This is a genomic window from Pantoea sp. MBD-2R (assembly GCF_039134845.1).
Classification (GTDB): domain Bacteria; phylum Pseudomonadota; class Gammaproteobacteria; order Enterobacterales; family Enterobacteriaceae; genus Erwinia.
On the sequence record NZ_CP152417.1, the window covers coordinates 2,576,369 to 2,593,928 of the forward strand.

The following is a 17,560-nucleotide window of genomic DNA, read 5'->3' on the forward strand; positions in this document are numbered from 1 at the left end:
CAATCTCTTTTAAATCAACTATTTACCGTACCAGCGTGGCTTGTTGATTATGTGATCTTCCCAATCCTGTACTTCGCTTTCGCGCACGGCAATATGCCTGACAGAAATACGGGCTGAATGCATCGCTGCCTTGGAGCCGCTGCGCAGCGGATGCCAGACGGGCAGATTTTTCCCTTCGGCCAGCACACGATAGGCGCAGCTTGGCGGCAGCCAGGAAAAAGTGGGCAGATTGTCACGCGTTAACTTGATGCAGTCCTCTTCTAAATCGAAGCGGCGTTCATAGTTATTGCACTGGCAGGTTTTGATATTGAGCTGGTTGCAGGCCACGTTAGTGAAGTAAATTTCATCCGTGTCAGCATCCTGCAACTTATTCAGGCAGCACTGGCCACAACCGTCACATAAGGATTCCCATTCCTCGTCACTCATTTGTTCCAGCTTTTTCTGCTGCCAGAAAGGGGTATCTGTCATGTTAGTGTCCTGATTAAGTAAAAGCCCGCACCTTATAAACAGTTCGGGCTCCAGTTGCAAGTCTTACAGAACGCGAGTCGACACACCACGGCCGCCCAGCGAGACTTCAAGTTTGTCGCCCGAGACCATTGGGCCAACGCCTTCTGGCGTTCCGGTCAGGATAATATCGCCCGCGCGCAGGGTGAAGAACTGGCTCATATAGGCAATTAACGGCAGGATTTTGTGGATCATATCCTGTGTGCTTCCCTGCTGGCGCACTTCGCCGTTCACCACCAGTTTCAGCTCAACGTCTTGCGGATCGGCATCAAACTCATTCAGCGGAATAAAACCAGAAATTGGGCAGGAATTATCAAAGCCCTTGGCTTTTTCCCACGGCTGGCCAGCCTTCTTACAGCCTGCCTGCACATCGCGTAGCGTCAGATCAAGCGCAACGCCGTATCCGGCAATCGCCTTAGCGACGTGATCTTCTGAAGCGTGCCTGAGCGTTGAGCCAATCAGCACGGCCAGCTCAACTTCATGATGAACGGCCCCAAGACTCTGTGGAATAGATAACGGCTGACGAATATCGCAGAGCGCCGTTTCCGGTTTGATAAATAACACAGGTTCAGACGGCGTTGCACTGCCCATTTCTTTGATGTGTTTTGCATAGTTACTGCCCACGCAGACCACTTTGCTCACCGGATAATCTAACAAAGCGCCCTGCCAGTTATGATGCTGATACATACTGTTCCCCTGCCTGTTATGAGTTGGATGGCCATCGCTGGCCATCATTCCGTTACTGAGAAATCGCATCGGCCATCATGCCGATACTGATGGCAAAATAATATGACCGATTCCAGTGCATGATCACACGGAAATTGTCATAAACCATAAATGCCCGGCCAGGTGCATCATCGGGCGTAATAATCCATGCGCGCTGTGAGGTATCGGGCAATGCCGCATCGCTGTTCATTCGTACGCCAAGCTTTTGCCACTCACCAACGGTTTTTGCCTGACCATTTTTCAGGCCAGCCTGCTCCGGCACAAAATCTACCGGCAGGATCACTTCCCGGCCCCAACTTTGCCCGGGTTTCCAGCCTTCAGTGGCCAGATAATTAGCCGTTGAGGCGAAAACATCATTAATGTTATTCCAGATATCGATTTTACCGTCGCCATCGCCGTCAACGCCGTAGCGCAGGAAAGAGGAAGGCATAAACTGGTTTTGCCCCATCGCGCCCGCCCAGGAGCCTTTCATACGATCTGCGGTAATGTGCTGCTGCTGGATAATCTGCAATGCTGCGTTCAGTTCTTTGGTGAAGAACGCCTCACGGCGTCCTTCAAACGCTAACGTTGCCAGCGCGGAGACAACATCTTCCCTACCCTGGATTTTACCAAAGCTGCTCTCCATCGCCCACAGCGCCACTATATACTGCGGCTGCACGCCATATTGCTGGCTAATCGGCAATAATGCGCTCTGCTGCTGTTGATAATTATCGCGGGCCTGCTGAATTTTCCACTGGGGTAAAACACGGTTCAGGTAATCGCCCAGCGTGACCTTTTTCTCCAGCTGGTTACGATCGGAAGAAATGACATGATCGACGAAATGAACGTTGGCAAACGCGCTGTCGAGAGTCGCCTGATCGATCCCCTGCTGTCTGGCCTGCGTCTTGAGCTGTTCAACATAGGCGGGGAATTCGGCGGGATCGCGACCCTCTGTCGCCAGCGTCGTTTTACCGGCGGTGGCAGATTGCGCCGTCGATTTGGCCGGGGCACTATTTTCAGGCGTGGGCGCGGCGTTGTTTTTACTGGCACATCCGGCCAGTACGAGTGAGAGAATAAGAGTACTGAGGGAAGTAAGCTTCATGCGGGCGGCCTTTTAAGAGATTCCCGCCACAAATTAAATTCAGTTCAGCGTGTCTGCGGCGGGAATATATTCTACAGATGATTCCTAATTAATGTTTTTTCTCTTTTTCCAGATGGATCTTAAGCAGGCTTTCCAGCGGAGGCGGCATTTGCAAATAATACCCCTGCTCTTCCAGTGCCGCTTTAACTTTAGCCAGGTCAGCGTTTGCCAGCCGTTTGCTCCCGTCGAGCGGCAGCATCATTGCCAGCTGGGGTTTGCCAAATCCCTGCATCAGTTCAGCAGGAACGCGTGAGAAATCGTCTTTTTTTTCGACATAAAGATAAGTCTGGTCACGCTTAGGGCTTCTGTAGATCACACAAAACATAGATTTTACTCGAATTAACCTGGATGGTGGCTTGCCTGAATATAGCAGTAACTATAACATGCTTGCAGAACTTCGGAATATTGTCCCGATGCGATTAAACGTCAGCCTGACGGCATTTAAGCATCGGGATTATAAATAACAGGACCGAGCGGGACAGATGTCACAAACGCCAATCGAGTTAAAGGGCAGCGGTTTTACTCTGTCTGTTGTTCATCTACACCACCATGATGCAGAAGTGGTGCGTCAGGCGCTTCAGGATAAAGTCAATCAGGCGCCTGCCTTCCTGAAAAATGCGCCGGTGGTTTTAAACGTGGCCTCCCTGACCAGCGACGTTGACTGGCGGCAAATGCAACAAGCTATTGCTGCCACCGGCCTGCATATCGTTGGCGTCAGCGGCTGCAAAGATGATGCGCTTAAGCGCATCATCAGCCGTGCCGGTTTGCCTTTGCTGTCAGAAGGTAAAGAACAAAAAGCAGGTGCGACTGCCGAACCTGCAAAACCTGTTGAGCTCCCTGCTACCAAAACCCGGGTGGTCAATACGCCCGTTCGTTCCGGCCAGCAAATTTATGCCAAAAACAGCGATCTGATCGTTACCAGCAGCGTGAGTGCCGGTGCCGAGCTGATCGCCGACGGGAATATCCATATTTACGGCATGATGCGTGGCCGTGCCCTTGCGGGTGCAGGCGGCGATCGTGATTGTCAGATTTTTTGCACCAACTTGTCAGCAGAGCTGGTTTCCATCGCCGGTGAATACTGGATTATGGACCAAATCCCTGCTGAATTTTTTGCGAAAGCATCGCGTCTTTGTTTAAAAGACGGTGCTTTGACTATACAGACACTGAACTGAGCCAGGCTCACGAGCCCTTTCTTTTCTTAAGGAAATCATTATATGGCACGCATTATTGTAGTTACGTCAGGTAAGGGAGGCGTGGGGAAAACCACGTCCAGCGCGGCCATCGCTACCGGTTTAGCCCAGAAAGGTAAAAAAACCGTGGTCATCGATTTTGATATCGGTCTGCGGAATCTTGATTTAATCATGGGCTGTGAGCGTCGGGTAGTTTACGACTTTGTTAACGTCATTCAGGGCGATGCTTCCCTGAACCAGGCGTTAATTAAAGACAAACGTACCGAAAACCTGTTTATTCTGCCCGCTTCGCAGACGCGCGATAAAGATGCGCTGACCCGTGAAGGCGTTGAAAAAGTGCTGAACGATCTCACCAGCATGGATTTCGAGTTTATCGTTTGTGATTCACCCGCGGGTATCGAAACCGGCGCGCTGATGGCACTGTACTTTGCCGACGAAGCGATTATCACCACTAACCCTGAAGTCTCTTCCGTACGTGACTCAGACCGTATCCTGGGTATTCTGTCCTCTAAGTCTCGCCGGGCGGAAAACGGGCAGGATCCGATCAAAGAACATCTGCTGCTGACGCGCTATAACCCAGGCCGCGTAAGCCGTGGTGATATGTTGAGCATGGAAGATGTGCTGGAGATCCTGCGTATTCCACTGGCTGGCGTTATCCCGGAAGACCAGTCGGTGCTCAGAGCGTCCAACCAGGGTGAACCGGTGATTCTTGATACCGAATCGGACGCGGGCAAAGCCTATGCGGACACCGTAGATCGTATTCTTGGAGAAGAACGTCCCTTCCGCTTCATCGAAGAAGAGAAGAAGGGTTTTCTGAAACGCCTGTTTGGGGGATAAACCATGGCCTTACTCGATTTCTTTTTATCCCGTAAAAAGAGCACAGCCAATATAGCCAAGGAACGGCTACAGATTATCGTGGCGGAACGCAGGAGGGGCGACAGCGAGCCCCACTACCTGCCGCAGCTGAAAAGGGATATTCTGGAAGTCATTTGCAAATACGTGAAGATCGACCCGGAAATGCTCAGCGTGAAGCTGGATCAAAAAGATGATGACATTTCGATTCTTGAGCTTAACGTCACGCTGCCTGAGGCAGAAGATACGCCGAAATGACCCCATCCTGCGCCTGATCCTCCCCTGCTTTTTGGCAGGGGAAGATTAATGCCTAACAGGCCACAAGGATCTGTTTAACGTCTTCAGCAAGCAGCTCGCCGCGCCAGCCGTCAATCAGTTCCGGTAGCGAAGTCCGTGGCTTCAGGTTCCAGTGCCAGTTCAGTAACTGGTTGATCTGACGACGAGAAGCCAGCAGTTCCTGGCTCACGCCATTTTTTTCCGCTACCTCTGCCATCAGTGCTTTCAGCTCTTTAAAGACCTTTTTATAAGCTGGCTTATCGATCAGGTTCTCAAGCGGCCTGGGCAGTTCGCTCTCATCAAGCTCATTTGCCGCTGCAACCAGCGCCACCAGCGTTTTACCGTGGAAGCGGATTTCCTGCCCTGCCAGGCCAAGATGATCGAGCTCCGCCAGAGAACCCGGCATAAAGCGCGCGACTTTCCAGAGATTCTCTTCACGCACCACGAAATTGACCGCCATGTCTTTCTCACGTGCCAGCTCCAGACGCCATGCCGCCAGCAGACGCAGCGCCGCCAGTTGACGAGGACGTAACTGCCAGGCATTAGTTATCTCGCGCCAGGCTTGTTCTGGTGCTACCACGCGTTGACGTCGCTTACACAGCAAACCGCACTCGTTCAGGGCCGCACCAATTTTGCCGTTCGCCTCGGCTTCGGCCATCAGTTTTTCGGCAATCGGCAGCAGATAAAACACGTCGGCGGCAGCATACTGACACTGTTTTTCGGTCAGCGGACGTGCAAGCCAGTCGGTGCGGGATTCGCTCTTGTCCAGCGCGATGCCGGTAAAGGATTCAACGATAGTCGCGAAGCCACAGGAGAGCGGCCGGCCGGTAAAGGCAGCCAGAATCTGAGTATCGATCATCGGCTCAGGCAGCACGCCATATTCATGCAGAAAGACTTCAAGATCTTCGCTGCCGGCGTGCAGGAACTTGATGATGTTTTTATCAAGGATCAGTTCGCGGAACGGCCCCCACTCGGTGATCGGCAGCGGATCGATTAACGCAATCTGCTGGCCATCGAAAAGCTGGATTAGCCCAAGGGCGGGATAGTAGGTGCGGGTACGAACAAATTCAGTATCCAGCGCCACGGCGGCGACCTGACGGGCGGCATTGCAAACTTCAGCCAGCGCCTCGTTGGTGGTTATCATGGTGTAATTCAAAGTGATCCTCTCGCTGCGGCTTGAACTGCCTCAGTGTGATTCAATAAAAACGCCGGCTTGACCGGCGTTTGTGTATTCTCAGAGCCCGCTAGCTTTAACTGACCTGCGCCGCTTTCAGCGTTTCATCGCGCAGCTGACGTCGCAAGATTTTTCCGACGTTAGTTTTCGGTAAATCTTCACGAAACTCAACGATTTTTGGAATTTTATAGCCGGTCAGATGTTTTTTACAGTGCGCAATCAGCTCATCTTTGGTCAGGGAAGCCTCTTTCTTAACCACGCAGATTTTGACGATCTCACCCGCGACCGGATCGGGTACGCCGATCGCTGCGGCTTCACGCACTTTCGGGTGCAGCATCAGCACATCTTCAATCTCATTAGGATAAACATTGAATCCGGAAACCAGAATCATATCCTTTTTGCGGTCGACAATTCGAATGAAACCTTCCGGATCAACCCTAACAATATCACCGCTGTGAAGCCATCCATTTTTCAGCACTTCATCGGTCTCGGCGGGACGCTGCCAGTAGCCGAGCATTACCTGCGGCCCCTTAATACACAGCTCGCCAGGCTCCCCGTTACTGACCTCATTCCCCCGATCGTCCACCAGCTTAATATCGGTAGAGGGTACGGGCAGCCCAATGCTGCCGCTGTGGTAACGAATATCGTAAGGATTAACCGAAACCAGCGGCGAACACTCGGTCAGGCCGTAACCTTCCAGGAGATAATGCCCGGTCAGCTTTTCCCAACGTTCGGCCACGGCTTTTTGTACCGCCATGCCGCCGCCTGCGGAAAGCGTCAGGCTGGAGAAATCTAACTTCTGGAAGTCGTTATCATTTAATAATGCGTTAAACAGCGTGTTGACACCGGTAATGGCAGTAAAACGGGTTTTAGCCAGCTCTTTTACCATCCCAGGAATATCGCGCGGATTGGTTATCAGCAGATTGGCACCGCCCAGCTCCAGAAACAGCAGACAGTTAACCGTCAGCGCAAAAATATGGTACAGCGGCAGCGCGGTTACTACCGTCTCTTTTCCGTCCTTGAGTAAAGAACCATAGGTCGCTTTAGTCTGTTCAAGGTTGGCCTGCATATTACGATGGGTAAGCATGGCGCCTTTCGCCACGCCTGTGGTGCCGCCGGTATATTGCAAGAAAGCCAGATCGTCATTAATAATTTCAGGCCGCGTATACTGCATTCGATAGCCTTTATGCAGCGCACGCCTGAATGAGATAGCATCCGGCAAATGGTATTTCGGTACCAGACGCTTAATATAGCGAACAACAAAATTCACCAGCGTCGCTTTAGCGGGTGATAACTGGTCGCCTAAACGGGAAAGAATAACGTGCTTAACCTGTGTTTTTGCGACCACTTTTTCCAGCGTGTGCGCAAAGTTAGAGACAATAACAATGGCGCTGGCACCACTGTCATTCAGCTGATGTTCCAGCTCACGAGGCGTATATAAAGGATTAACGTTCACCACCACCATACCGGCACGCAAAACGCCAAATAAAGCAACAGGATACTGCAACAGATTCGGCATCATCAGCGCAACCCTGTCGCCTTTTTTCAACCCTAATCCCTGCTGCAACCAGGCAGCAAAAGCCCGGCTGCGTTCTTCCAGTTTCCGGAAAGTCATTGCCTGACCCATATTGATAAATGCAGGGCGATCGTCATAACGCCTGACGGCCTGTTCAAAAAGATCAACCAGGGACGTATAACGATCGGCGCTGATTTCAGCCGGAACATCGGCAGGATAACGGTTTAACCAAACCTTATTCAAGGAAACACCTCTGAAACGTGTATTTGTTGTCATCGCCACCTCAGCTTAACCGCCGTTAACATTATTTTAACTCAGCGTACCAGTTTGCTGAACACGTCGTTTTGAGGTTGCGAAGCGCATCACTAAATTAATCTCATCCTGAGATAATGGATAAAAAATGACCCGGCGACTGAATTCAGCCGTCGGGTCATAAATGAATTCTGTCTGTCACTATTCAGTGAGAATAGTTTGCACTTCAGCCGGCCCCTGATTATAAAACATCATGCCCGGCGGCGGCCCCCAATATCCACCACGATGGTGGCCACGCGGCGGCCCGTACCAAATCCAGGGATCCATCGGCGGCGGCGCCGATACCACCTGCTGGGTCAAATGCCAGCGCTGATAACCGGTTACGGCAATCGTTACAAACTGATAGGCCGCCTGCCCGACTTCGCCTTGCTCCGTTCCCTTAATGGTGCCAACAACCGTCACCATCTGATTGTTGAAATCAACCGGGTCGACGAAGCCATTGATGTCAGCATAAATGCGGCCGATTGACGGGCTTCCCAGCACCGGCCTGGCGGTTTCGTCCAGACGCATGGCGGCAATTTCCAGCCGGGTGGTGCCATTTTTATTGGTCACCTTCACCACTTTTCCACCAAAACGCGACTCCTGGCCAACATAAATCTGCGGCGCGTTCAACACCCGAACCAAATCCTGCTGTGGCATGGGTGACGAGCCTTTTACGGAATCCGGCACGCTAACACACCCCGACAGCAGCAGCGCAGCCAGCAGTAAACTTCCTAATGGTAACAACATACTTTTACGCATAACGTTCTCCAGGAGACTGCTAACTTTGACTGCAAGCGGGCAGATTAGTTGCTGAAATTACTCACGGCCCGGTAATTTTTTCCATGTCACTTCGTTACGCAGATAAGTGGGTTCCGCCTGCTCCACCGCCACGGTTTTCCCTGCCGCGAAGTCGATAGCCGCCAGCGGCAGCATATCTTCTGCACAAGGTAATTCGACCTCTGTGGCATGAAGTTCCAGCGGGCTGGCTTCAGCCAGCTGTGGATGGGCTTTCCAGCCGGTGCCGACCATCGCCCAGCTGCCGGTAAGCGCAGCCATGCGTGTTAAGGCGTCTTCTGGCTTTAACACCGCTTCGCTTGCTTCTCCCTGCCAGACGCCCTGCTCATCACGCTGATATTCAGCCCAGTAAACTTCCCCCATGCGCGCATCAATCGCCGCAAGCACGCGGCTGGCGCCCTGTAAACGCCAGGCGCTTTGCGCCATGGTTTTCAGCGTTGAAACGCCAATCATGGGCAAGTCAGCACCCAGCGCCATCCCCTGTGCAATGCCTATCCCGATACGTACGCCGGTAAAGCTCCCCGGCCCACGTCCGTAAGCCAGCGCATCCAGCCCGGTTAGCGCCATTTGCTCTTGCTGAAGAAGTGTCTGCACCATCGGCAGAATTCGCTGCGTATGTTCGCGCGCGCAAAGCTCGAAGTGGGCCGTCACGTTCTCATCATTCAGTAAAGCAACGGAACAGGCCTCCGTAGCCGTATCAATAGCTAAAATTCGCGTGGACATACTTATCTCTGAACCTCTGGCGGGAGAAAAATTTTCGGCGCGCAGCATAGCATACTGCGCGAGGAATTACTGCGCTGACGGCGGCTTGAGAAAATCCACAGCCTGCTGGATATCACGCGTGCGCGGTGTCGGCGGCAGGCTGTTAAGAAAGACCGCGCCATAAGGCCGCATCACCAGACGATTATCGCAGATCACCAGCACCCCCCGATCGTCGACATCGCGGATTAAGCGGCCTACGCCCTGCTTTAAGGTAATCACCGCATCGGGCAGCTGAACGTCCGCAAAGGGATCGCCGCCGCGCAGCTTGCAGTCTTCCATCCGCGCTTTTAACAACGGATCGTCGGGTGAGGTAAACGGTAGCTTATCGATGATAACCAGCGAAAGCACATCGCCACGCACATCCACGCCTTCCCAGAAGCTGCTGGTAGCGACCAGCACCGCGTCGCCTGCGGCAATAAACTGTTTTAGCAACTCACCTTTGCTGGTTTCCCCTTGCAGCAATACGGGCAGCGTCAGCATGGCGCGAAACTGTTCGGCCAGATCGCGCATCATTTTATGCGAGGTGCACAAAAAGAAGCAGCGGCCGTTATTGGCTTTAATCAGCGGCAGCAGCATCTGCGCCATCTGCCGGGCGCTGCCGGGCTGATTCGGCGAGGGAATGTTACGCGGCACGCAAAGCAGCGCCTGGCTGGCATAATCAAACGGGCTGTCGAGGATCAGCGTTTTAGCATTTGCGACGCCAAGCCGTTCAACAAAGTGGGTCATCTGCTCGTTTACCGCAAGCGTTGCGGAAGTGAAGATCCAGCTGGCTGGTCGCTCGTCCATCACTTCACGGAAGCGATCCGAGACCGACAGCGGCGTCAGCGCCAGCACGAAGTGCCGTGAGTTGCATTCGTACCAATAGCTGAAACCCGGCTGGGAGACATCCTTCAGCCGCTTTAACCGGCCACGATAGAGCGCCGCCCGCTCAAAAGCCGCATCGAGTAAAGCGGAACGCCCCAACGACAGCTTCGCCACGTCGTAACACAGCTCCAGCGCATCGTCCAGCAACAGCAGCGCACGCTGAATAGTGGGATTGTTTAACACATCGCGCAAATTGCCCCGGAAACCCGGATCGCCCAACGCCAGCCGAAAATCCTGCGCGCTCTGTGCAAGGCGATCGGCAGACTTTTGCAGCTGCTGCGCATCACGGATCTCAGTGCGGTAAGCAATAGTAATATCTTTCGCAAGATCGATAAGCTGCTTGCTGGAAAGCTGCTGGCCGAAATACTGGCTGGCAATATCCGGCACCTGATGTGCTTCATCGAAGATCATCACGTCAGCCTGCGGGATCAGTTCAGCAAAACCGCTCTCTTTAACCACCATATCGGCCAGAAACAGGTGATGATTCACCACCACCACATCGGCATCCATCGCTTTGCGGCGCGCCTTGACCACAAAGCAGTCCTGATACAGCGGGCAGTCGCTTCCCAAACAGTTATCGTTGGTGCTGGTCACCAGCGGCCAGACGGCGCTGTCTTCCGCTACGCCGCCACAGGTGCTGATATCACCATCCACCGTCTCGCTGGACCAGCCGCGCAGATGCACCAGATCGCTCATTGCCTGCGCAGCCAGCTCGCCGCCCGCCATTGACTGCTGCTCCAGCCGTTCAAGGCACAAATAGTTGGAGCGCCCCTTCAGCAAGGCCAGGATGCCTTTGAATTTTAGCGCACGGGCAACGGTAGGCAGATCGCGACTGTAGAGCTGATCCTGAAGCGCTTTAGATCCGGTGGATATGATCACTTTTTTGCCGGATCGTAGCGCAGGAGCAAGATAGGCGTAGGTTTTACCGGTGCCGGTACCGGCTTCGACGACCAGCTCGCGCTTATCATCGATGGCTTTGCTGACCGCATCGGCCATCAGGCGCTGAGGCTCACGTGGTTTAAAACCTGGAATAGCCAGCGCCAGTGCGCCATCAGCTGCAAAATCGTTTACCACATATCCTCACTACCGATGAAAAAACACTGTGATTATGTCAGTATCAAGCCGCGTATGTAAAATGCTAAGAAGCCGCAGTTACGGCGGGACTGACCGTTAAAACTGGCTCAGGTTTTACTCACCGCATAGCTAAAAACCTTTCCTTTATTAAGCTGTACGGTCAGCGTTTTCCCTTCGGTAGTGCTCATTGTTCTGGCCTGACTGTAAGACCACATCATCAGCGTATGCCCTTCCGGATAAGGCGTTTCACTGGTGGGCTGCCCGAACAACGCTATCAGCTGCTGTCGGGTTGTCACGCCGTTATGGATTTTTGTCAGGGCGCTCTCGTCAAAGTTTTTTCCAGAAGAGGCGGCACAGCCCGATAAAATAAACAGGGTACACAAGGTTAACAGTCGTTTTTTCATGTCGTCTCCGGAAAATCCCTGAGGGTTCAGCTCGCGCCACATCCGACGCCTTCACAGTAATTCCAGCTGCCCGCTTTTAGGTTTAGGTTTGGGCCTGACTTTTTTTGCTGGCGCAGGGCGTTTCATCTCCTGACGAAGCCAGTGCAGGATCACCTCAACGGCCCAGGCCTGCTGTTCAGGCGTCATAGCCGTGTGCTGAGGAATACCGTGCCACTGACTTAAACAGCCACGACAGCAGGTGGCGGTAGCATGTTGAGCAATAAAAACGGGGTGCCCGCGCATGGGCGTCTGCTTGCCGTCATTAGCCGGGTCCGCAGGCGCCAGCCTTTCACGAATAAAATCTGCTGCATGCTGCTTTACGCACGCCTCACCCTTCTCTTCGCAATAATGATATTCCGTGTGGCCCAGATGAAACTTCTGGCGGAAAGACGAGCGTGATAAGCGCAAAAAAAGGGCGTGAATAGCAGTCATAGGCGTCCGGTATCGCAGGGTTTCAGGCGCATTATAACATTTGCCGTTCGGTCAGTACCTTTGAGATGACAATCCGCTGTGAATTATGTCAGGCTGTCCGCCTTTTCGTTGCACTTTAAAAAGGAACACTGATGACTATTGAACGTCTTGATCCCGAACATCGCATGTCTGAAGCGGTTGTTCATAACGACACTATTTATTACACCAGCGTGCCCGAGAATCTGGATGACGATGCCGAAGCGCAAACGGCCAACGCGCTGGCGGTGATCGATCGCATTTTAATCCGCCTGGGATCGGATAAAAGCCGCATCCTGGATGCCACTATTTTCCTGGTGCATAAAGAAGATTTTGCCGCCATGAATCGCGCCTGGGATGCCTGGGTTTCACCAGGAAATGCCCCCGTGCGCTGCACGGTACAGGCAGGCCTGATGAATCCTAAATATCGGGTCGAAATTAAAATCGTCGCCGCGAAGTAAACTTATGGGCGCTTTAGCGGCCTGACGCGAAAAGCGCCTGCTTGCCTTCGGCGGAGGGAAATACACAGCTCACCTTATGACCACAGCCCGCCACGATATGCAACTGATGCGGCCCTGGGGGCTTTAATATTTCACTGTCATAACGCGCATAATTTATTCCTCTGTCCAGCCGGTAAAATCCCTGAAGCCTCGCCCCGCAGGATTTATCAAGGATGCGATAGTAGCGCCCTTTTCCTTTACCGCGATCCTCTGCGCCTTCCAGATAAGTGATATTGGCTCTGCGGTAACGTTCGCGCGCCTGAGCTGCCTGAGCTTCCAGCCCAGAAGGCATATTTTCCAGGCCATATTTCCACCGAGATGCTTGTGGACAGAGTGCGGTTGAGCGAACGGCATCAAAATAGAGCCAGCTGCCGGGATCGCTGACCACATAGCGCATTTGCAGCCCCTGCGGCGGCTTTGCAAAGCCTGTGTAATGTTGAACAAATTGCCCGCCAGCGGAAAAACCGGCTATCGTCACCTGCTGTAAATCTGGCCACTTCTGTTTGAGATGAATGAGCAGTTGATCCAGCACCTGAAAAGACCCGATATTTTTTGCCTGATCCAGCCCGCCATCCAGCCATGACTGGCAGTCCCACAGTGCATCACCTGGTGCAGGCGCAGGCAGCCCTGTCGACGAACAACGACCGTTGAGCCGCGCTGGAAGCGGGAAAAAAGGGGCGATAACCGGCACGGAACCTGACGCAGGGACGCTTTTGGCCGCCTGCAACGCAGCGCTTAGCGTATTAAGCGCATCATGCGGATAACCGTGAATCACCACCAATGCTGAAGTGACAATGTCACCTTTTTGGGCGGGTTTTATGAAGTAGTGGCTGTTTCCTGCATTCCTGGCTAACGCGAAGGTTTGCTGACTCACGCCCGCGGGATACGCCAGCAAGCGCTTCTGTTGCGCCGCGATGGGGAAAGAACTGAGAAACCAGCAACACGCCACAAAGAAAAGGCGCACCGGGAATGAGATCGTCACCGAGTCTTGCCGCCGCGCCTTATTCATCGTTATTCGTCTTCGTCTTCTTCTTCGTCTTGTTGATATTCTTCGTTTTCGTCGTCGTCGTCTTCTTCATCCTCAAAGCGCGCGGCGACCATATCGCCGGTATGCGTTTCACGGATTTCCGCCGCCACCAGCTGGATCGCCTGGCCGCTGCTCATTCCTTCCGACATCAGCTGTTGAATACGTTCAACTGCCTGTTCCTGTTGCTCGCGCGAGAGCGCTGGTAAACCTGTAATCATATCTACTCCTGAACGGGTCGCGAAGATTATTCCACGCGTAACAAACAGATGCCAGAGGGGGAAAAATATGTCAGGCTTAGGGCCTGTTATTGTCCAATCTGTTTAAATCATGCCACCTGTTTATTATCCGCTTGAGTATACGCCAGAAAGCCTCGGGGATCTGTTTGCTTGTGTTTCCGACCAGCCCTGGGCGATGTTGCTGCATTCCGGTTTTGCCGAACACAGCGATAACCGTTTCGATATTATGGTGGCGGAACCGCTCACCACGCTAACCACTCGCGGTAAAACGACCCGTATTGCACATAATAACATCGTTACCGAAAGCGAGGCCGATCCGCTGTACCTGCTGCACACTGCCCTGCAACAAAGCGGACTGGTGGCAAACGAGCAGGATGATTATCCGTTTCAGGGCGGCGCCTTAGGGCTCTTTGGTTACGATCTGGGTCGTCGCTTCGAAACGCTGCCCGAAAAAGCGCAGCAGGATCTCTTTACGCCCGATATGGCAATCGGCATTTATGACTGGGCGCTGATTGCCGATCACCATCAGCAGACGCTGACGTTGATTGTGCATGGTGATGTTCAGCAACGCCTGCGCTGGCTCGGTGAATTACGCCAGCCGGCAAGCGAGCCTTTCAGGCTCACCGGTTCATGGTCTTCGAATATGACGCGTGAAGAGTACGGCCAAAAATTTCGTCAGGTTCAGAGCCTGCTGCGCAGCGGCGACTGTTATCAAATCAATCTCGCCCAGCGTTTTCAGGCTTCCTACTGTGGCAGCGAATGGCAGGCCTTTCGCCAGCTGAACCAGCAGAACCGTGCGCCATTCAGCGCGTTTATACGCCTGCCGCACAGCACTATTTTAAGCCTGTCGCCGGAGCGCTTCCTGAAAGTTGCCGGTGGCGCGGTGGAGACTCGTCCGATTAAAGGGACACTTCCGCGCCTGAGCGATCCTGAAGCAGACCGCCTGCAAGCTAAAAAGCTGGCGCAGTCACCCAAAGATCGGGCAGAAAATGTGATGATCGTGGATCTGTTACGTAATGATATTGGCCGGGTTGCCGAGCCGGGTAGCGTGCGCGTGCCTGAGCTGTTTGTGGTTGAACCCTTTCCGGCGGTACATCATTTGGTGAGCACCGTTACCGCCCGGCTGAAAACCTCGCTCAGCTGCTGTGATCTGCTGCGTGCCTGCTTCCCCGGCGGCTCGATCACGGGTGCGCCGAAAGTGCGGGCGATGGAGATTATTGATGAACTTGAGCCTCATCGTCGTAACGCGTGGTGCGGCAGCATTGGCTATCTCAGCGCCTGCGGCAAAATGGATACCAGCATTACTATTCGTACGCTGACGGCAGAACAGGGCCAGCTGTTTTGCACCGCGGGTGGTGGCATTGTGGCGGACAGTGATGAACAGGCCGAATATCAGGAAACGTTCGATAAGGTAAACCGTATCCTTCCCTGCCTGGAATCCGCCGATGACCAATAACGACTACGGGCTTGATCGGTTCCTCAGCCGTTTTGTTTTACAGCGACCGGACAGCCAGCCACAGCCGCTTCCACTCCGTCGGGCAGCAGTATTGGTACCCATAGTCAATCGTGAACGCCCCACCTTGCTCCTGACCCGACGTGCAGCGACGCTGAGGAAACATGCAGGCCAGGTGGCTTTTCCTGGCGGCATGATGGATGAGGAAGACAAATCGCTTATCTTCACCGCGCTGCGTGAAGCGGAAGAGGAAGTGGCCATTCCTCCCGCCAGCGTGCGTGTTATTGGCACCTTGCCTGCTGTCACCAGCAGCACCGGCTTTCAGGTGACGCCTGTGGTGGGTATTGTTCCGGATACCGTACGCTGGCAGGCCAGCGAGGCCGAGGTTGAATCGGTGTTTGAGATGCCGTTGCAGGAAGCTTTGCGCTTAGGCCGCTACTCCCCGCTGGATATTCACCGCCACGGGCAATCTCATCGCGTCTGGCTTTCCTGGTTTGATGATTATTTTATCTGGGGAATGACCGCTGGCATCATTCGCCAGCTGAGTTTGCAGGTCGCGGACTGACATTTCGCACAAAATAGTGCCATTCTGCGCGTACGCCAGTGAGTTCTGTCACTTTTTGAACGAAATGCGCTATTTAAGTGAGTCAAACCTCTTCACAATCGCACCGAATCCTTTATATTGCTGCGCGGATTGCACAGAATACTTTCAGCGCGTCAGTGACTATTTTGCCCTACTCAGGATTGGGCATAAGAATAAGCAAGTTAGCGACCCGACGCGCTTAGCTATAACATTCTTATCCGATCCTGATTAGTTTATTTCATGCGATTATCCATCCCATGAAGATTACCATTATCTAAAATTTATAACGATTGTCTGCGGACCAGGGAGCAGAGTGTGATTAGCGTTTTCGACATGTTCAAAATCGGTATTGGCCCGTCCAGTTCCCATACGGTAGGTCCGATGAAAGCGGGCAAACAATTTATTGATGAGCTGGAAAACCAGGGCAAGCTTACGGATATTACCCGTATCGCCGTGGACGTTTATGGCTCTCTCTCCCTGACCGGCAAAGGTCACCATACCGATATCGCCATTATTATGGGGCTCTCTGGCGCGTCACCGGAAAGCGTGGATATTGATGCCATTCCCGGTTTTATTCGTGATGTGGAAGAGCGTCAGCGTTTGCTGATTGCAAATGGCCGCCACGAGGTCGATTTCCCTCGTGAAGGCGGCATGATTTTCCGTAGCGATAATCTCTCTTTGCATGAAAATGGTATGCAGATCCATGCTTTCGCAGGCGAAACGCTGCTGCTGAGCAAAACCTATTATTCGATTGGCGGCGGTTTTATCGTTGACGAAGAACATTTTGGCCAGTCAACGCTGAATGAAGTCTCCGTGCCCTACTCGTTCAACTCGGCTAAAGAGCTGCTTGCGCACTGTCACGAAACCGGGATGTCGCTTTCCGGCGTGATGATGAAAAACGAACTGGCTTTGCACAGCCGTGCGGAAATTGAAAATTACTTTGCGGATGTCTGGCAAAGCATGCGCGACTGTATTGACCGCGGTCTGAATACCGAAGGCGTCCTGCCTGGGCCGCTGCGTGTGCCGCGTCGTGCTTCGGCGCTTCGTCGCCTGCTGGTTTCTTCCGACAAGCTTTCCAGCGATCCGATGAATGTGATTGACTGGGTCAACATGTTTGCGCTGGCCGTTAATGAAGAGAATGCCGCGGGCGGGCGTGTGGTGACAGCGCCAACCAATGGTGCCTGCGGGATTGTCCCTGCTGTGCTGGCCTATTACGATCATTTTATCGCCTCCGTCAGCCCGGATATTTTTATTCGCTATTTCCTCGCCGCCGGCGCGGTGGGCATTTTATATAAAATGAATGCGTCAATTTCCGGTGCTGAAGTCGGCTGTCAGGGCGAAGTCGGCGTGGCCTGCTCAATGGCTGCGGCTGGCCTGGCCGAGCTGCTGGGCGCCAGCCCGGAACAGGTTTGTGTGGCAGCCGAAATCGGTATGGAACACAATCTGGGGCTGACCTGCGATCCGGTTGCCGGTCAGGTTCAGGTTCCCTGCATCGAGCGTAACGCTATCGCCTCGGTCAAAGCGATTAACTCGGCGCGTATGGCAATGCGCCGTACCAGTGAAGCCCGCGTTTCGCTGGATAAGGTTATCGAAACCATGTATGAGACCGGTAAAGATATGAACGCTAAATACCGCGAAACCTCCCGTGGCGGCCTCGCGATTAAAGTTCAGTGTGATTAATTAAACGAGCTGGCGCTTTTATAAGTGCCAGCTTTTTTATAACG

At 53.2% G+C, this 17,560-nt stretch carries 20 protein-coding genes; 7 read left to right on the top strand and 13 right to left on the bottom strand.

Annotated elements, in window-relative coordinates; all coding sequences use genetic code 11:
* Positions 1–18: 18 nt before the first annotated feature.
* The 4 genes from AAGQ96_RS11805 to AAGQ96_RS11820 form a co-directional block, all read right to left on the bottom strand.
* Entirely contained in the window at positions 19–468 is a 450-nt protein-coding gene (locus AAGQ96_RS11805; protein ID WP_147198320.1) for a YcgN family cysteine cluster protein, read from the bottom strand.
* Between the two features lie 63 nt (positions 469–531).
* On the bottom strand, positions 532–1,191 hold the full coding sequence (locus AAGQ96_RS11810) for a fumarylacetoacetate hydrolase family protein (protein WP_342753630.1): 660 nt from the start codon (positions 1,189–1,191) through the stop codon (positions 532–534).
* Positions 1,192–1,243: 52 nt separating this feature from the next.
* Positions 1,244–2,311, bottom strand: coding sequence for a lytic murein transglycosylase (locus tag AAGQ96_RS11815; RefSeq protein ID WP_342753631.1), 1,068 nt, complete (start codon positions 2,309–2,311; stop codon positions 1,244–1,246).
* Between the two features lie 88 nt (positions 2,312–2,399).
* The gene (locus AAGQ96_RS11820) at positions 2,400–2,675 is read right to left on the bottom strand and encodes a YcgL domain-containing protein (RefSeq protein WP_147198326.1); all 276 of its coding nucleotides are present in this window, start codon (positions 2,673–2,675) and stop codon (positions 2,400–2,402) included.
* A 157-nt stretch (positions 2,676–2,832) separates the two neighbouring features.
* On the opposite strand from AAGQ96_RS11820, the gene minC reads away from it, so the two are divergent.
* Genes minC through minE form a run of 3 tightly spaced genes read left to right on the top strand, consistent with a single transcriptional unit; the run spans position 2,833 to position 4,650 of the window.
* Positions 2,833–3,522, top strand: coding sequence for a septum site-determining protein MinC (minC, locus tag AAGQ96_RS11825; protein WP_342753632.1), 690 nt, complete (start codon positions 2,833–2,835; stop codon positions 3,520–3,522).
* Between the two features lie 42 nt (positions 3,523–3,564).
* Positions 3,565–4,377, top strand: a complete 813-nt coding sequence (minD, locus tag AAGQ96_RS11830) for a septum site-determining protein MinD (protein ID WP_147198330.1) — start codon at positions 3,565–3,567, stop codon at positions 4,375–4,377.
* Between the two features lie 3 nt (positions 4,378–4,380).
* Positions 4,381–4,650, top strand: coding sequence for a cell division topological specificity factor MinE (gene minE / locus AAGQ96_RS11835; protein ID WP_147198332.1), 270 nt, complete (start codon positions 4,381–4,383; stop codon positions 4,648–4,650).
* Positions 4,651–4,702: 52 nt separating this feature from the next.
* On the opposite strand, the gene rnd is transcribed toward minE, so the two are convergent.
* The 7 genes from rnd to AAGQ96_RS11870 form a co-directional block, all read right to left on the bottom strand.
* A complete protein-coding gene (gene rnd, locus AAGQ96_RS11840; protein WP_342755554.1) occupies positions 4,703–5,812 on the bottom strand; it encodes a ribonuclease D in 1,110 nt (369 codons plus the stop codon).
* 106 nt (positions 5,813–5,918) lie between these two features.
* Positions 5,919–7,601, bottom strand: coding sequence for a long-chain-fatty-acid--CoA ligase FadD (gene fadD / locus AAGQ96_RS11845; protein WP_342753633.1), 1,683 nt, complete (start codon positions 7,599–7,601; stop codon positions 5,919–5,921).
* A 210-nt stretch (positions 7,602–7,811) separates the two neighbouring features.
* Positions 7,812–8,411, bottom strand: a complete 600-nt coding sequence (locus AAGQ96_RS11850; RefSeq protein ID WP_342753634.1) for a Slp family lipoprotein — start codon at positions 8,409–8,411, stop codon at positions 7,812–7,814.
* Between the two features lie 57 nt (positions 8,412–8,468).
* Positions 8,469–9,170, bottom strand: coding sequence for a tRNA (adenosine(37)-N6)-threonylcarbamoyltransferase complex dimerization subunit type 1 TsaB (gene tsaB, locus AAGQ96_RS11855; protein ID WP_147198337.1), 702 nt, complete (start codon positions 9,168–9,170; stop codon positions 8,469–8,471).
* A 66-nt stretch (positions 9,171–9,236) separates the two neighbouring features.
* Complete coding sequence (locus AAGQ96_RS11860) at positions 9,237–11,147, bottom strand: ATP-dependent DNA helicase (protein WP_342753635.1); 1,911 nt, start codon at positions 11,145–11,147, stop codon at positions 9,237–9,239.
* Positions 11,148–11,254: 107 nt separating this feature from the next.
* Positions 11,255–11,551, bottom strand: a complete 297-nt coding sequence (locus AAGQ96_RS11865; RefSeq protein ID WP_342753636.1) for a hypothetical protein — start codon at positions 11,549–11,551, stop codon at positions 11,255–11,257.
* 51 nt (positions 11,552–11,602) lie between these two features.
* Complete coding sequence (locus AAGQ96_RS11870) at positions 11,603–12,022, bottom strand: DUF4186 domain-containing protein (protein ID WP_342753637.1); 420 nt, start codon at positions 12,020–12,022, stop codon at positions 11,603–11,605.
* Positions 12,023–12,153: 131 nt separating this feature from the next.
* Here AAGQ96_RS11870 and AAGQ96_RS11875 point away from each other — a divergent pair, with 131 nt between their 5' ends.
* Positions 12,154–12,498, top strand: a complete 345-nt coding sequence (locus AAGQ96_RS11875) for a RidA family protein (RefSeq protein WP_342753638.1) — start codon at positions 12,154–12,156, stop codon at positions 12,496–12,498.
* A 13-nt stretch (positions 12,499–12,511) separates the two neighbouring features.
* Here the strand turns inward: AAGQ96_RS11875 and AAGQ96_RS11880 are convergent, their stop codons facing one another.
* Together AAGQ96_RS11880 and AAGQ96_RS11885 are read right to left on the bottom strand one after the other, a co-directional pair.
* On the bottom strand, positions 12,512–13,519 hold the full coding sequence (locus AAGQ96_RS11880) for a hypothetical protein (protein WP_342753639.1): 1,008 nt from the start codon (positions 13,517–13,519) through the stop codon (positions 12,512–12,514).
* A gap of 29 nt (positions 13,520–13,548) precedes the next feature.
* The gene (locus tag AAGQ96_RS11885) at positions 13,549–13,782 is read right to left on the bottom strand and encodes a YoaH family protein (RefSeq protein WP_342753640.1); all 234 of its coding nucleotides are present in this window, start codon (positions 13,780–13,782) and stop codon (positions 13,549–13,551) included.
* A 109-nt stretch (positions 13,783–13,891) separates the two neighbouring features.
* On the opposite strand from AAGQ96_RS11885, the gene pabB reads away from it, so the two are divergent.
* The 3 genes from pabB (at position 13,892) to sdaA (ending at position 17,516) form a co-directional block, all read left to right on the top strand.
* Positions 13,892–15,256 (top strand): aminodeoxychorismate synthase component 1, encoded by a 1,365-nt coding sequence (gene pabB / locus AAGQ96_RS11890; RefSeq protein ID WP_342753641.1) that lies wholly within the window; start codon positions 13,892–13,894, stop codon positions 15,254–15,256.
* A complete protein-coding gene (locus AAGQ96_RS11895) occupies positions 15,246–15,818 on the top strand; it encodes a CoA pyrophosphatase (protein WP_342753642.1) in 573 nt (190 codons plus the stop codon). The genes pabB and AAGQ96_RS11895 overlap by 11 nt, the downstream gene beginning before the upstream one ends.
* A 333-nt stretch (positions 15,819–16,151) precedes the next feature.
* Positions 16,152–17,516 carry an L-serine ammonia-lyase gene (gene sdaA / locus AAGQ96_RS11900; RefSeq protein ID WP_147198351.1) on the top strand — a complete coding sequence of 455 codons (1,365 nt, stop codon included), beginning with the start codon at positions 16,152–16,154 and terminating at the stop codon, positions 17,514–17,516.
* Positions 17,517–17,560: the final 44 nt, after the last annotated feature.